Here is a 16,331-nt window from a genome sequence, read left to right as displayed (position 1 = left end):
ATCCTCCTAATATTGTAAAGTACGCTTGATCGCTTCGTAGGTTTTCAGGTGATCAGGCATATATTCTTTCTCATGGGCCAGCGGATAAGGCGTATCCAGGCCACACACACGACTGATTGGCGCTTCCAGATATAAGAAACAGCGCTCCTGAATGGTTGCTGCTATCTCGCTGGCAAAGCCGCCAGTTAATGGCGCTTCGTGATTGATAAGCAGACGGCCGGTTTTCATGACTGACTCAGCCACTGTGTCTGCATCCCATGGCAGAATGCTACGCAAATCGATAATCTCAGCGGAGACACCGTCTTTCTCGGCCATTTCAGCTGCTTTCTCGATAATTTCGATCTGCGCTCCCCATGCTAACAGGGTGATATCTTTACCCTCTTTGATCACTTCGGCTTTACCAATTGGCAATTCGTAATCGTCTTCCGGCACTTCGCCTACGGACGCGCGATAAAGCTTTTTCGGTTCCATAAACAGAACCGGGTTATCGTCACGAATGGAGGCTAACAGCAGCCCTTTTGCCTGATATGGGTTGCGAGGAATAACAATTTTCATTCCCGGCGTGTGCGCAAAATACGCTTCCGGAGATTGCGAATGATAATGGCCACCGGCAATACCGCCACCGTATGGCGTACGGATGGTTAATGTGCCCACGCTGAACTGACCGCCACTGCGATAGCGCCATTTAGCAGTCTCGTTCACGATCTGGTCAAATGCCGGGAAGATATAGTCACCAAACTGAATTTCAGCTACCGGGCTTGAACCCTGTGCAGCCAAGCCGTTGGCGAAACCAATAATCCCCTGCTCGGTTAATGGCGTATTGAAACAACGTCCTTTTCCGAATTTTTCCTGAAGGTTGCTGGTGGCACGAAATACGCCACCAAAATGCCCAACGTCTTCGCCGAACACCATGACCTTTTCGTTCTCTTCCATCGCCGTGATCAGGGCGTTATTAATAGCCTGCAATAAATTCATCTTAGCCACGGTTCAGCCTCCCTGATGTTTTCGGGTAATGTTCAGGATATTTACTGATGTGCTCTTTCAGCTCTTTTAGCTGAGCTTTAAGATGCCAGGGAGGCGTGTCGTAGACGTCTTCGATAATTTCATCAATCACCGGTACATCCACTTTTTCGACACGTTTTAATTCGTTAAGCACATCTTCGCGCATTTTCTCAACAACTTTGGCGTTTGCCTCTTCATCAAACCAGCCCTGTGCTGTCATCCACGCCTTCATGCGTGCGATAGGATCCTTAGCGCGCCATTTTTCTTCTTCTTCACGAGAGCGATAGCCTGTTGGGTCATCAGAGGTTGAGTGAGCGGCAAGACGATAGGTCATTGCTTCAATTAAAACTGGACACTGTTCTTTAACGGCGATTTCACGGGCAGTTTGCGTGGCTGCATAAACAGCCATGACGTCGTTGCCATCAACACGAATGGTTTTAACGCCATAGCCAATACCACGAGAAGCAATACCATCACCGGCAAATTGCTCTGACGCAGGAGTGGAAATGGCATACCCATTATTTCGACAGAAGAATATCACCGGGCAGTTTAATACTGCAGCCATGTTCAGACCGGCGTGGAAATCACCTTCTGAGGCCGCACCTTCACCGAAATAGCATATAGTTACCGCATCTGTGCCTTCCATCTTTTGGCCATAGGCATAGCCAGACGCCTGTGGAATTTGCGTACCCAGCGGTGAAGAAATGGTCATGAAATTTAATGCTTTGTCGCCATAGTGAATCGGCATCTGGCGACCTTTGTTCGGGTCTTTCTCATTACTGAACATCTGGTTCATGAACTGCTCAGTGGTGTACCCACGATAGGCAAGTGCACCCTGTTCGCGGTACTGAGACATGATCATATCCTGCGGCTTTAACGCCGCTGCACTCGCCGTTGTTGCCGCCTCTTCGCCTGTACAAGCAAGGTAAAAACTGATCCGTCCCTGACGCTGGGCGCCAATCATTCGTTCATCCAGAACACGCACATATTGCATGGCATGCAGAATATCTTTCGCCGTTTTTTCATCGAGTTCTGGTAACGTTGCCTCTTTATGCGGCGTACCATCTTCGGCAAGCATCTGCAGCATAGGGATATCGAGCAAGCCGTTGGTAATGACATTCACTTCGTGTGTCATACCAACATTAGCAAGGTGATTTCTATCGTGCATTCGATTCACTCTGTAGGGTTGGTTTAATTGCTAACAAAATGTTGCTTGTTCGTTAGCGTACTGTGCCATGTATGGTAGTTAATGAACATCAAATCTGCCTTGCTATTTTCAACCAATTTCGATCACTGGTTAGAATGGTTATCCTCTAATGCCGAACAACTCAAAAGCTTTATCACAACAAATTCAACTATTCGCGCACGCACGTTGCCAGCATGCGCAAAATCCCGTTCGACAACATTTTTCGAACAGTTACACATCTTTTACAACTAATCGTTACGTAAGCGTTTTCTTATATGTGATTAGGCATAAAAATTATCCCAAGCAATTTGCCTGAAAGTCATTACAAAGCACAAAAAAGTGTGCTAAAACTTGAAGTTCGCAGGATGCTAGTCGTGTGGCCTCCGCGATCAAAAAAAACACAATACTTATAAACATTCCGGGGAATATTCCCGCAACAAACTAGGACGACGGAGGTTTCTTGTGAACCAAAAACTGGCATTAGCCGTTTCCGCAGCGCTGATGTCGATGACCGCACACTCCGCAAGTGAACTCGCTTCAACAGCGACAGACTCGTTTACTGTCGATGCGAATACACTGCAAGCTGCGTCAGCGATATCGTTTAATAAAGGCGCTCCCTCACTACAAGGCAGTTACAAGCCTATATTCACACCAGAAAAAGATTTAGCAAACGGCGAATATGTATATCTGGTGCAATTAGAAGATAAAGCCGTAGCATTGTATGACGGCGGTGTAGAGGGGTTTGAGGCAACAAACCCACAAAAGAATTTCGAACTGCTGAATAGAACAGGCGGGAAATTAAGCCAAAAACTTGATGTAAGCTCGCAGCCTGTTCAGGCCTATATGAATTATCTAGACCGTCAGCAGAAAGCTTTTCTGCAGAAAGCTGAAGGTGTTCTAGGAAAAGCAAATCCAATAGCCACATACAAGTTGGCGGTGAATGGATTCGCGATGAAAATGACTCAGGACGAAGCCGTTAGGTTGGCGAAGGTACCAGGTGTGCGTTTTATCGAGAGAGATAAAATGTACAAAATGGATACAGATGTTGGTCCGGGCCTAATTGGTGCTCCTTCCGTGTGGGATGGTAGTGCAACCAATAGTGGCGTTGGTGCTTTGGGTGAAGGCGTTGTTGTTGGTGTTTTAGATTCTGGAATCAATAGTGACCACCCGTCTTTCGCTGATGTTGGTGGCGATGGATTCGACCATACGAATCCATTGGGCGAAGGCGTCTACCTCGGTGATTGTGCAGGCGATTTCCCCGAAATGTGTAACGATAAACTGATAGGCGTTTATAGTTACCCTGATATTGTTGACCCATACGATGACGAATCTGTATTCCCTCCAGGCTTGCCTAAAAACGGTGAAGACTACAACGGTCACGGCTCACATACGGCAGGCACCGCAGCAGGTAATATTTTATATGATGTTCCCGTAGTTAATGGTGAAGTTGGCGCGTCTCAGAGTGACGGACTTGAGACTGGTTTTGTTTTCGAGAGCATCTCAGGTGTAGCACCGCATGCCAACATTATCGCCTATCACGTATGTCAACCTGGTGACAATGGCGACCCATATGTTGGTTGTTACGGTACCCCAATGGTTTCTGCGGTAGAAGATGCGATTGAAGCCGGTATCGTAGACGTTATCAACTTCTCCATATCTGGCGGCGGTTATCCTTGGAATGGTGCACTAAACGAGGCATGGCTTGCGGCGCGTAACTCAGGGATATTCCTCGCTCAATCCGCAGGTAATAGCGGTCCAGAGCCAGCAACTACTGCGAAACACGCTCCATGGGTCACGGCGGTTGCAGCATCCACTCATGGACGTTCAATTGACTATCCAAAAGAGTTAACAGATTTTAGCGGTGGAGACACAACGCTAGAAACGCTTACTGGTAATAGCGCATCAGGCGGTATCACTGCATCAATCGTATATGCAGGGGATTATGAAAACCCTAATGACCCAGATAATGATCCGGCGCAATGTTTGCAACCATTCCCCGAAAATACTTTTAGCGGTGAAATAGTTGTGTGTGACCGTGGCGCAATTGCCCGGGTCCAAAAGGCTATTAACGTAGCGGATGGGGGCGCAGGTGGTTATGTATTAGCCAACCTACAAGGTGGTGCCAATAACATTGCTAATGATGTTTATGTGATTCCTGGTATCCATATTGACGCTGATCAATCAGACATGCTAAGAGATTGGCTGGCATCTGGTGAGGGCCATACTGCAACCATTACGGCCGCTGAAGGCGAACTAGTGATTGATCCAGACGGCGTTGACAATCTTGCTGGATTCTCTTCTCGTGGACCTAATGCATCAATTGACACACTGACTCCAGCAATTACTGGCCCAGGTGTGAACATTTACGCTGCTTATTCAGATGAGCAATATGGTCATACAGTTACAGGTACTGCGCCTGCTGATTTTGCGTTTCTTTCTGGAACGTCAATGTCAGGACCTCACGTCGCTGGAGCAGCTGCACTAGTCAAAAATGATCAGCCCACATGGACGCCTGACAATATCCGATCTGCACTGATGATGACTGCATCTACAGATATGCGGAAGGAAGACGGTGTAACGCCTGCTGACTGGTTCGACATGGGTGCTGGACGAGTTCAGGTCGACCTCGCGGTTCAGTCGGGCCTTGTGATGGACGAGACAGCTCAAAATTATGCTGACGCAGATCCAAATCAAGGTGGAGATCCGAAAACACTTAATCTCCCTAGTATGACAAACAGTAACTGCGTAGGCGTATGTTCATGGACAAGAACTGTTACTGCGACCAAAGATGGTTCTTGGACTGTTAGCGGAGCAGCCGTTACTGCTGGACTCGAAATTTCTGTTTCTCCCGAAACATTCGATCTTGCTTCTGGCGAGTCGCAAGAAATTACTGTCACAGTTGACGCATTTAACGCACCAAGTGAACAATGGTCGTTTGGTGTGTTAAATCTGACGTCTGCAGTCTCTCCAGACTTACACATGCCGATTTCTGTAATAGCTTCAACAGGCAATATTCCAGAAACCGTTAGCTTCGAAGCCAACCGTAACCAGGACTCTTACCTGCTTTCAGGCGTACAGGCTGTTGAAATCACTGACTTCCAGTCGACTTCTTACGGAATGACCAAAGCGTCTGTAGTAGAAGGTGAACTGGCAGTGGATTCTGCAAATGGTGACTTCCTTGACGACCTGACTGACGGTCTGTCAATCACTACTGCTGAAATCCCTGAGGGCGCCAAGCGCTTTGTAGCTGAAATTGTTGAGTCTGCATCGCCAGACCTTGATTTGTGGTTACTGCTTGATGCAAACGAAGACGGCATTCCTACGGAAGACGAAATCGTTGCCTTTAGTGCATCAGGTACTGCTTTCGAGCGTGTTGATGTGACTGAGCCGCCTGCAGGGATGTACTGGGTTATCGTTCAAAACTGGGCTGCTTCGTCTGAAGGTGCAGTTGATGCTTTCAAGATGGTACACGCAACAGTTGACGGTGAAACAGGCGATAACTTGAGTGTGGTTGCTGATGCAGCAATTCCTCAATTAACTGACTTTGACCTGCGTTTCGCATATGACCTGTCTGACGGTGCTGAAGGTGATTATTACTTCGGAGCTGTTGAGCTGGGTACGGATGCTGAGAGCGCCACTAACCTTGGACTGATTACTCTCGATGCATATCGCGGAGCGGATGACGTACGATTGACGGGTAGTGCTGACGGTCGTGTAGAAGTCGGTGACCAAATCACCTATGCAGTTGAAGTAGCAGCTAACTTTACCGCTGAAGATCGTACTTACGATATCAGTGTAACGTTGCCTGATGGTGTTGCTGTAGTCGACCCAGGCACTGCAACAGTTGACGGAAACACGTTGAGCTGGATGCAGACGCAAGAGTCATTACTAGGTAAAACACCTACGTATTCAGTAACGACGAATGCGAGCGATGCAATGTGTCGTAACCCAGAGTTTGGTCAGGGTAACGGTGCATATCTTGACCTTGCAGCATTTGGTATCCCATTCTCTGGCGTTGCCGGTGATGATGAGTTCGGAACATTTGGCGTACCTGCCAATATTCTGGGTGAAGCCTATCCTGCCCTGAATATTGACACTAACGGTTTCATTACCTTTGGTGCACACCAGGGCGCGACTTGGTTTAACCAGCTATTGCCTGATGCAGAAAATGAGCCTCACAGCGTAATAGCCCCATTCTGGCGTGATCTATACGTTGATAACGCAGAGGGTTCAGGTATTTCGGTTGCTACTGCGGGACCAAATGTCACTATCATCGAATGGGACAACATGAAGACCGTATTTGGTGTAGATGATATTGCTGACTTCCAAGTTGTATTTATTAACAACGCTGGAACCACAGCTCCGAATATAATCTTCAGCTATGACAACATGGAGCATTACTTCCCAACTCAGATCCCCACAACCATCGGTTATGAGGATATGAGCGGAGAATCTGGACTAACAACGCATTACGTTCCCTACTTTGGCGTTGATAATCCGAGCATAGGCGACATTGGTGCTGACGCTCAAGATGGTCTGCAAGTGTGCTTCTATCTGCAGGATGTGCCAGATGAGCCTACTCCTCTGTCATTCACTGTTGAAATCACTGAAGATAACCTGGGCGGTCCTCTGCAACTGCTAGCGATGTCTTCATTGCCAGATAATGAGTGGACTGCAGCTGTTGCTTCTGAAGTGAACGCCAACGTTGAAGTTGAAGGTGCGCCTATCGTGACTATCGGTGGCGAAGCGACTGCTGAAATGATGGTGATTGAAACACGCGAACTCAGCTTGCCTGGTTCTGTAACTGAACCCAACGGTGACGACTATGACATCGTATGGACTCAGGTAGACGGTCCAGCAGCGGTAATCGCGGGTAATGGTCTTGCAGAGGCGAAACTGATCGCTCCTGAAGTGACCGAAGACACCATGATTGTGCTTGAAATGACTGCGACTGACAGCAACGGTAACAGCAACACCGCTGTTGCTAATGTTATGGTCATGAACAACCTGGCACCATCGTTGAATATCAGCGCACCATCTGCTGTAGATGAAGGCGACCGCATATTCATCTCGGTCACTACAAGCGACCCTGAAGGTGATGACGTAACCGTTTATATTGACGGTGCGATGACATCTTCACTGTCCACCACAGCGCCTGGCACTAACGAAGATACAACTGTATCGTTCGTTATCGAGGCATCTGATGGACTGAATATGGTTAGCGAAACGGTAACCGTGACAGTACGTAATAAGAAGAGCGGTTCAATGGGTCTGATTGCCCTGTTACTGCTACCTCTGATTGCAATGCGTAGACGCAGAACTCTGCACTAAGCATTTCTCATAGCAAGAATAAAAAGAGCCACATTCGTGGCTCTTTTTTTTGGAAAAAACGAAATATCCAAGTATTGTTAATTGGTATGGAGTGGTTTTATATATCGGGTAAATTATGGCTAATGGAACAGTGATTCAATTCCCAAAGACAGGTTTAGAAAGATTCAAGAGATCTAGGTTAACTAGTGAATCGATAAATTACATTTTCTATGAAATGTTCAATTTTCAGTTACTAAGTTCCTCTGAACAAAACCTAATACTAAAAAAGCGTAACCTCAAAGTACTCTTCAATAGAAGTGAAGAATTTTGCTACCTCTATGCTGCCATGACGTATGTCGACGATTCGGAAATTGATCAGAACAAAACTTCATGCCTAAATGAAAGCATAACTGATGAAAAGCTTCATCTCGCTTTACGTTCTATTTTCGGGTGTTACCTAAAAAATTGCACTGCTGTGTTTACTCTTCTAAAAGGTGAAGAGCTTATCCACGTATTAGAAGTTTTAACTTACGGTGAAAGTGTTAATTGAACAACGTTATGAAATCATTGTGATTTTTTACATCTAACGCATTTTGCTCATGCGAACCATGATCTTTTAAGCTAACATGCGCCCATAAAATTCAGCGGTTGTGTCATGTGTCCCAAGTCCTAACCGAAATAAAAAAACTCAGTAACATCGCCTGGCCTCTTCTGGCTGCGCAGGTGATGCAAACTCTGATGGGCGTATCAGATACGATTATGGCAGGTCGCTATAGTGCTGTGGATATGGCAGCAGTGGCGGTCGGTTTCAGCATAACCATGCCAGTGTTATTTTTCCTACAGGGTATTCTGCTTGCACTGGCTCCCATTGTGTCGCGTTTGCATGGTGCAAAGAAGTCGGGCGATATACCCTATGCGTTCCAACAATGTGTGTATACCGCCCTGCCCCTTGGTTTATTTGCGCTCGGGCTTAGTGCGGCTGTGCCATGGCTGTTTTCGCTGATAGACATGGAACCAACGCTGCGCGATATTACCGTGCGTTATACCCAGTTTATTCTGTATGGCACGCCCGCGTTTATCGCATATCAGGCGCTTCGTAATCTGTGTGAGGGGCTGTCAATAACGATGCCCAGCATGCTTATAATGTTACTTGGCCTGCTCGTTAATATCCCAGCCAATTACATTCTTATTTATGGAAAGTTAGGCTTGCCCGCTCTAGGCGGTGCAGGTTGTGGAATAGCAACATCATTGGTGTTTCTTGCTATGGCATGTGCCTTTGCGGTTTATGTTGTGCGTGCTCCAGCGCTTAACGCGTTTTCGTTTTTTCGGCCCTGGTCCCGCCCCTCTTGGTCAACCATGCGTGAAACCTATGCTGTAGGTGTGCCGATTGCCTTTACTATTTTTTTCGAAGTCACGCTGTTTGGCGTCGTCGCACTGCTCCTTTCCCCTTTCGGTGCCACGGTTGTTGCGGCCCATCAAGTTGCGCTTAACTTTTCTTCTTTAATGTTTATGTTGCCGCTAAGCATAGGTATGGCGGCAACAATACGAGTGGGTTATTTATTGGGTGAAGTCGGCTTGCCCGGCTCACGCGTGGCAATACGCAGCGCCCTGTTAATTGGTATTGTTATCGCTGTCGCATCAGCCGTGTTAACTATTTTGTTGCGCTACCCTATTGCTTCACTGTACACGGAGAACAACGAGGTTATCGAGCTGGCGGCCACGCTAATGTTAATGGCGGCGTTATTTCAGTTTTCAGATGCGATACAAGTGATATCAGCCGGTCTTCTGCGCGGTTTCAAAGATACCAAAGCAATGTTTTATCTGACCTTTATTTCCTATTGGCTGGTTGGTCTGCCTACGGGGTGTATACTGGCTTTAACAGACTGGGTCGTGTCACCGATGCAGGCTAAGGGGTTCTGGATTGGTTTCATCGTTGGATTAAGTACCGCCGCTGTATTACTGGGTCTTAGACTGCTTTACGTTCAACGTCATACACATAGTGAAAAGGAAGTAGGCCATGAAGTTGCTTGATATCGCTTTTCGTTCCTCTCGTGGTGCGCCGATGCAAACCACAGAACAGGTTACTGTTAATGCCGAATCCGGTCTTGAAGGTGATATCCGCCGACGTCCGGGTAAACGTCAGGTCACTATTCTAAGTAAGCAACAGTGGCAGGATGCGTGCGATGCACTTAATTTATCAGAGATCCCCTGGACAGTCAGACGCGCCAACTTTTTGGTTGACGGGATCATCTGTAATGAAAACCTGGTAGGGAATATTGTTCAGTTGGGCTCAGTTAAACTGCAAATCACCGGTGAAACCGATCCCTGTCACAAAATGGATGAGCAGGTGCCGGGCCTAAGAAAAGCCCTGACGCCAGCGTGGCGAGGCGGTGTTACCTGTCGTATTTTGCAAGGTGGCGAAGTACGCGTCGGTGACAGTGTAGAGGTTGTGCCAGCTTCTTAATGCAATGTGCGATCAACTCGCTCGGTTTGACAATGTCGCTCACTGTCACGCCAGCTTGATTGATGCTCCGACAACTGCCATTCATCACCAATCACAGGGTCGTCATCATCAGGCTCTTCCCTCTCCCAATCATATCGCTTCACTTCTGGCATCGGGTCGGCATGTCGCCACAGTAACGCGGCTAGCGTGCCTGCCACCGCACCAAAGAAGTGATACTCGAACGATATATGCTCCTCGCGCGGGAAAATCGTCATGGTCATGCCGCCATACATAAAGAACGCAATCATCATGATCGCGATTGAGCTTTTATCGCGGCGAAAAAGGCTGACCACAAACAAGAAAAAGAACACCCCATGATTGATGCCACTGGCGCCCAAGTGATTTGCTTCGCGTGCAAACAGCCACACCCCAATACCGGATAACACCCACACGGTGCCAATCACTTTCCAGCGACTGTTAGGGTAACCGTAATGAAGAAAAGCCAGCAGTAATAACAGTGGCAAGGTGTTGTTGAACAGGTGCTCCAGCGAGGCATGTACAATAGGCGCGGTAAAAATACTCCACAGATCGCTTACCACCAGGGGCTGTAATCCTAACCCTGACAAATCGACATGAAACATCAGCTCAGATGACTTTATCACCCACAGCACACTCACCATTAGCAGTGAAAAGAGAACGGAACGGGATAACGATACTTTTGAGGCCTGCACGTTTATCTCAGCTAATTTCAATAACTATTACATTTGGGTGATTTGCTAAAAAGCAAACATTTCAGAGAAATACGGTAAACCGTATGCTATGCACTACCTTGGTATATTTTTGTATACATATAATTATCATTTCGTCTAATGGCGACTTTTAAAGCAAAGCCTAGAATTCGCGCCAAATAAATAATCTTCTAAAATTCAGCTATTTAATGAAATTTTGACTACGCTTTATTTGCAGTCATTAAAGAGGAATCTGCCTACCATGAAATGTAATCAAATTAGCGCCATTGCACTATCGCTGGCCGCTATAGTAGCTAGCAGTTCGGCTTTTGCTGATCTCAGATTCAATGGTTTTGCCTCTATAGCAGGTGGTATGACATTGAGCGATAACGAAACCTACCTGGGTTATGACAGTGATATATCGTTTAAACCTGAAACCCTCTTTGCGTTACAGGTGTCGGCTGACCTGTCTGACGGGCTAACCGCCACCGCGCAGATCCTGTCTCAAGGAAGTGAAGACTTTGATACCGAGTTTGCCTGGGCGTATTTATCTTACGAGATGACAGATGCAACGACTATCAGGGCTGGCAGACTGCGCATACCGCTTTATCTATACAGTGACTTTCTGGATGTCGGCTATGCCTATCCGTGGGTTCGTCCCTCTAGTGCCATGTATAACCTGCCCTTTGCAAACTATGAAGGGATCAGCGTATTGCATACCACCATGGTTGGCGACTGGGATGTACTGCTTAACTTCACTGCGGGTAGCCTGAGTGACACGGTATTCGCCAACGTAATGCCAACACAGGCTGATGTTGATAACATGCTGGGCCTTAATGTGAATGCCACCTATGACTGGTTTAACGTCTACGCCAGCTATCTGCGCGGCGACATTACTATTCCACTGGCACCTGTTAACGACTTTAGCAATTTGCTGCAGCAATTAGGCGTGCCGGCTAGTTCAGTAGATAAACTGCGCGCTAACGATGATGCAGGCTCTTTCTTCGGGTTTGGTTTTAACATCGACTACAACAATTTTCTGCTGACGTCAGAGTATTCTACCTGGGGTGCAGATGACTCGTTTATTGAAGAATCCCGCGATGCCTGGTACGTCAGTGCCGGATACCGGTTTGACACTATTACGCCGTACGTACAGTTGGAAAACCTTACTGTCGATGCGGAGCCCGGAATAACATCAAGCTTACCAGGCACGGCTATTCCTCCTGTGGGTACACCGTTTGATGGCGTCCCTATTAATTTGGCTGCGCAGGGTCTGCTGGCACAAATCAATCGAGAAGATACACAAATCGTCAGTGTTGGCTTCAGGTATGATTTTCACACTAACGCGGCCTTTAAAATGCAGTACAGCAGCGTAACGGACGACTTTAATAACAATAATGACGCTGACCTGATCAGCGTTGCTGTTGATCTGATTTTTTAAGGAGGGCGATCATGAAAAAGTTCTTACTTTGCCTACTCGCCAGCTGGGCGCTTAACGCTACCGCGGCAGTCAGTGTGATTGTTCATCCATCAAATGCTGACAGCATAGACGAGAGCACAATAAAACGTCTGTTTCTGGGTAAAGACAAATCCTTCCCAGGTGGAACAAGTGCCGAGCCGATTAATTTAGCAGACGGCTCTGATGGACAAAGTGTTTTTAACGACGCGGTACTGAGTAAATCAGACAGCCAGGTCAAGGCCTACTGGTCGAAACTGCTGTTTACCGGAAAAGGCACACCGCCACCGACGGTCGACAATGACGCCGCTATGCTTCAGGCTGTAGCCAGTAACCCCAATGCAATTGGTTATATTACGGGCGATGCAGACGGCTCTGTGAAAGTGATTGGTACTTTTTAGGTCAACACGAGAGTTCAAGGGGCTGATTCAGCCCCTTTTTTTAATGCTTTTTAGACAGCGCTTTTATCCCGTCTGAGAGACCTTCCAACGTAAGTGGGTACATTCTGTCGTGCATCAATTCCTGCATGATGCCAATTGACGCGTAATAACGCCAGTACTGGCTGTCCTGTGGATTAAGCCATATCGCATGACTAAAATGGTTGAGCAAACGCTGCATCCAGACAGAGCCCGGTTCCTCATTCCAGCCTTCGACACTGCCGCCCGGGTAGGTGATCTCGTACGGGCCCATAGTGGCGTCACCGACAATAATGACCTTATAGTCTTTACCATACTTATGAATGATGTCCCACACCGGTGTGGTGGCTTTTTCCCGACGTTTATTGTCTTTCCATACACCGTCGTAAATACAATTATGAAAATAAAAGTACTCGAGATATTTAAATTCGGTGTGCACGGCGGAAAACAGCTCTTCACAGGCTTTGATGTGCGCATCCATTGAGCCACCCACGTCAAAGAACATCAGTACTTTAACGGCGTTATGTCTCTCCGGAACCATCCTGATATCCAGCAGGCCACCATTTTTGGCGGTGCTACCGACAGTTTGCGCCATATCCAGCTCTTCACTTGCACCCGTGCGAGCGAATTTGCGTAACTTACGCAACGCCACTTTGATGTTGCGCGTACCAAGATCAACATCACTGGATAAATTGCGAAACTCACGCTTGTCCCAGACTTTAGCCGCAGAGAATTGACGGTTGCCGTTTTGTCCAATGCGTACCCCTTCAGGGTTGTAGCCATTGGCACCAAATGGCGACGTACCGCCCGTCCCTATCCATTTGTTACCGCCCTGATGACGTTTTTCCTGTTCTTCCAGGCGCTGTTTGAGTGTTTCCATGAGCTTGTTCAGATCACCAATCTTTTGAATCTGTTGTCTCTCTTCTTCACTAAACAGACGTTCTAACGCATTATCGAGCCAGTCTTTCGGGATCTCTTTACCGAACAGGTCAATGCTCGACACCCCTTCAAAATAATCAGCAAAGGCACGATCAAATTTATCGTACTGGGTTTCGTCTTTTACCAGCGTCGTGCGTGCCAGGAAGTAGAAGTCTTCCATGTCCGCAAACACAACCTGCTGCTCAAGTGCTGCCAATAAATCCAACAGCTCTCGCAAACTGCAGCTGACCTGGTATTCCCGCAGTTTAAAAAAGAAATCAACCAGCATTATCGACGAGCCATGAATATCAGCTTTTCAAACAGATGAATGTCTTGTTCGTTTTTCAAAAGCGCCCCATATAACGGCGGTATGCTGGCTTTGTCATCTTTATTTTGTAACGCCTCAGGTGGAATATCTTCGGCAACCAGCAGCTTCAACCAGTCAATAAGTTCAGAGGTTGACGGTTTTTTCTTTAACCCAGGAACGTCACGCAAGTTAAAGAATGACGTTAACGCCGCTTCCAACAATTTAGGTTTGAGATCGGGAAAATGAACATCAACAATTTGGCGCATTTCTTCCTGATCGGGAAACTGGATATAGTGGAAAAAGCAGCGACGCAGAAAGGCGTCAGGCAGTTCTTTTTCATTATTTGAGGTGATGATGACGATTGGGCGCTGTGTTGCCTTGATGTGTTCCTGCGTCTCGTATACGTAGAACTCCATCTTATCCAGCTCCAGCAGCAGGTCATTAGGAAACTCAATATCCGCCTTATCTATTTCGTCAATCAACAGTACCGGTCGCTTGTCTGCCTGAAACGCTTCCCACAGTTTGCCTTTGACTATGTAGTTACGAATGTCGTGCACCCGCTCATCCCCTAATTGGGAATCACGTAACCGCGATACCGCATCATATTCATACAGACCTTGCTGTGCCTTAGTGGTGGATTTGATGTGCCACTGAATAAGATCTGTATCAAGACTTCGAGCCAATTCTTCCGCCAGCATGGTTTTTCCGGTGCCGGGCTCACCTTTTATCAGCAACGGCCGCTGTAACGTAATGGCTGCGTTTACAGCGAGCTGAAGCTCTCTACTGGCGATATAATTTTGCGTACCGGTAAAACCCATGTAAAACCTCATTTGTTTAGCTAAAGTAAATAAACACAATATGATATAGCGAAAAGCACTTTGAATTTAGTGCGTCTGGCCTAACCATACTACCGTTGCTATTACGTGCAATATGACTGGTCAGTTTACTCAGAAAGACGGTATAACACCTCAAGTCACATTGCCAATGCTCTAATAAAGGAAATCTTATGCGCGTTTACGAAGACAACTCGTTATCCATCGGTAATACACCACTGGTAAAACTGAACCGTGTCACCAGCGGTAATGTGTATGCAAAGATAGAAGCCCGTAACCCAAGCTTCAGTGTAAAGTGCCGCATTGGTGCCAACATGATTTGGGACGCTGAAAAACGCGGTGTACTCACCAAAGATAAAGAGCTGGTTGAGCCAACAAGTGGTAACACCGGCATCGCATTGGCTTTTGTCGCGGCATCAAGAGGCTATAAACTGACTCTGACTATGCCCAGCAGTATGAGTCTGGAGCGTCGTAAGCTGCTTAAATCGTTAGGCGCCAACCTGGTCCTGACGGAAGCACCTAAGGGTATGAAAGGCGCGGTTGCCAAAGCACAGGAAATTGTCGCGTCTAATCCGGATAAATACGTGCTGTTGCAACAGTTCGACAACCCTGCCAACCCAGAAATCCACGAGAAAACAACCGGGCCAGAGATCTGGCAGGATACCGACGGTAAGATAGATATTTTCGTTGCTGGCGTAGGTACGGGCGGTACCATTACCGGCACCACTCGTTATATTAAAAACACCCAAGGCAAAGCGATTCATGCTGTCGCAGTTGAGCCAACTGATTCTCCGGTGATCACCCAGGCCATGGCCGGTGAGGAGCTCACGCCAGGGCCGCATAAAATTCAGGGGATTGGTGCAGGCTTCATTCCGGGCAACCTTGATTTAAGCCTGATTGACGAAGTGCAACAGGTCAGTAATGAAGACTGTATGGAAATGGCACATCGCCTGATGGTTGAAGAAGGTATTCTGGCCGGGATTTCATCTGGCGCGGCAGTTGTTGCAGCCAAGCGCGTTGCCGAGCGGCCAGAGAACAAAGACAAAATTGTCGTGGTGATCCTTGCAAGCGGAACGGAACGTTACCTGTCCAGCCCGATGTTTGCAGGCAAGTTTTCTGACGCCGAAGAAGTGCAGTAAGTAAACTTATCTCGCTAGTGAAAGGGAGGCACAATGCCTCCCTTTACTTTTTAAACGCACCGTAGCAGACTGGCCATCTTGTAGTTGTTAGAGCTGTATTACGATGACGTTATCGCTGCGACGCACCCACACTCTTTTTATCTCGCTGATTTGCTGCGTTTTGCTTGCCGCCTGTAGTGAATATAAAGCCGGCGAAGGCGCAGGCAAGTACGGCATGATGGACCCCAATACGCCTGAATTTGCTGCGGTAAAATTCTTTGAAAGTATTTTCCTGGATGACAACCTGGACGGCGCATTGGAATTCAGCACCGAGCGTATGCAACGTTTGCTCAAGTCCTACCACACCAACAGAAACGTGCAGCGTCACGTGCTGAATCTGTCCTATGACAGTGTTGAAATCATGCCAGACTCTGGCGATAACGTAGGACGTAATGAGTTTGCTAAATCTGCCGTCATCACGCTGTTCTTCACCGGATACTACAATGACGATAAGATCGATGATCTCAGAACAGTTGAATTGATCAGAGAAAGCGGCAAGTGGCGTGTCGACGAAGTCCGCGCTGACCCGTTCATGTAAGTCAGCGAAGGGCGGC

At 47.4% G+C, this 16,331-nt stretch carries 12 protein-coding genes; 7 read left to right on the top strand and 5 right to left on the bottom strand.

Annotated elements, in window-relative coordinates; all coding sequences use genetic code 11:
- Window positions 1-6: 6 nt before the first annotated feature.
- The gene (locus G441_RS0102340; protein ID WP_026374865.1) at window positions 7-984 is read right to left on the bottom strand and encodes an alpha-ketoacid dehydrogenase subunit beta; all 978 of its coding nucleotides are present in this window, start codon (window positions 982-984) and stop codon (window positions 7-9) included.
- Complete coding sequence (locus G441_RS0102335) at window positions 977-2,170, bottom strand: thiamine pyrophosphate-dependent dehydrogenase E1 component subunit alpha (RefSeq protein ID WP_026374864.1); 1,194 nt, start codon at window positions 2,168-2,170, stop codon at window positions 977-979. Before G441_RS0102335 ends, G441_RS0102340 begins: the two co-directional genes overlap by 8 nt.
- A gap of 480 nt (window positions 2,171-2,650) precedes the next feature.
- Here G441_RS0102335 and G441_RS0102330 point away from each other — a divergent pair, with 480 nt between their 5' ends.
- The 3 genes from G441_RS0102330 to G441_RS0102315 all read left to right on the top strand — a co-directional run bounded on the left by G441_RS0102330 (window position 2,651) and on the right by G441_RS0102315 (window position 9,962).
- Window positions 2,651-7,519 (top strand): S8 family peptidase, encoded by a 4,869-nt coding sequence (locus G441_RS0102330; protein ID WP_026374863.1) that lies wholly within the window; start codon window positions 2,651-2,653, stop codon window positions 7,517-7,519.
- A 636-nt stretch (window positions 7,520-8,155) separates the two neighbouring features.
- A complete protein-coding gene (locus G441_RS0102320; RefSeq protein ID WP_026374861.1) occupies window positions 8,156-9,529 on the top strand; it encodes an MATE family efflux transporter in 1,374 nt (457 codons plus the stop codon).
- Entirely contained in the window at window positions 9,516-9,962 is a 447-nt protein-coding gene (locus G441_RS0102315) for an MOSC domain-containing protein (protein ID WP_026374860.1), read from the top strand. Before G441_RS0102320 ends, G441_RS0102315 begins: the two co-directional genes overlap by 14 nt.
- Here G441_RS0102315 and G441_RS17725 read toward each other — a convergent pair.
- Window positions 9,959-10,672 (bottom strand): rhomboid family intramembrane serine protease, encoded by a 714-nt coding sequence (locus G441_RS17725; protein WP_034474355.1) that lies wholly within the window; start codon window positions 10,670-10,672, stop codon window positions 9,959-9,961. The genes G441_RS0102315 and G441_RS17725 overlap by 4 nt on opposite strands.
- Before the next feature lie 259 nt (window positions 10,673-10,931).
- Here G441_RS17725 and G441_RS0102305 point away from each other — a divergent pair, with 259 nt between their 5' ends.
- The gene (locus G441_RS0102305; protein WP_026374859.1) at window positions 10,932-12,110 is read left to right on the top strand and encodes a porin; all 1,179 of its coding nucleotides are present in this window, start codon (window positions 10,932-10,934) and stop codon (window positions 12,108-12,110) included.
- Between the two features lie 11 nt (window positions 12,111-12,121).
- Complete coding sequence (locus G441_RS0102300; protein WP_026374858.1) at window positions 12,122-12,526, top strand: type 2 periplasmic-binding domain-containing protein; 405 nt, start codon at window positions 12,122-12,124, stop codon at window positions 12,524-12,526.
- Window positions 12,527-12,566: 40 nt separating this feature from the next.
- Here G441_RS0102300 and G441_RS0102295 read toward each other — a convergent pair whose 3' ends face one another.
- Together G441_RS0102295 and G441_RS0102290 are read right to left on the bottom strand one after the other, a co-directional pair.
- Window positions 12,567-13,748, bottom strand: coding sequence for a vWA domain-containing protein (locus tag G441_RS0102295; protein ID WP_026374857.1), 1,182 nt, complete (start codon window positions 13,746-13,748; stop codon window positions 12,567-12,569).
- Window positions 13,748-14,584 (bottom strand): AAA family ATPase, encoded by an 837-nt coding sequence (locus G441_RS0102290; RefSeq protein WP_026374856.1) that lies wholly within the window; start codon window positions 14,582-14,584, stop codon window positions 13,748-13,750. The genes G441_RS0102295 and G441_RS0102290 overlap by 1 nt, the downstream gene beginning before the upstream one ends.
- 188 nt (window positions 14,585-14,772) lie before the next feature.
- Here G441_RS0102290 and cysK point away from each other — a divergent pair, with 188 nt between their 5' ends.
- Both cysK and G441_RS0102280 read left to right on the top strand, forming a co-directional pair.
- Entirely contained in the window at window positions 14,773-15,738 is a 966-nt protein-coding gene (gene cysK, locus G441_RS0102285; RefSeq protein WP_026374855.1) for a cysteine synthase A, read from the top strand.
- A gap of 103 nt (window positions 15,739-15,841) precedes the next feature.
- Window positions 15,842-16,315, top strand: a complete 474-nt coding sequence (locus G441_RS0102280) for a hypothetical protein (RefSeq protein ID WP_051275274.1) — start codon at window positions 15,842-15,844, stop codon at window positions 16,313-16,315.
- The last annotated feature ends 16 nt before the right edge of the window (window positions 16,316-16,331 follow it).

Source organism: Aestuariibacter salexigens DSM 15300 (assembly GCF_000429145.1).
Lineage (GTDB): Bacteria > Pseudomonadota > Gammaproteobacteria > Enterobacterales > Alteromonadaceae > Aestuariibacter > Aestuariibacter salexigens.
The sequence above is the reverse complement of the archived record's forward strand: the minus strand, read 5'-3'. Positions and strand labels throughout refer to the sequence as shown.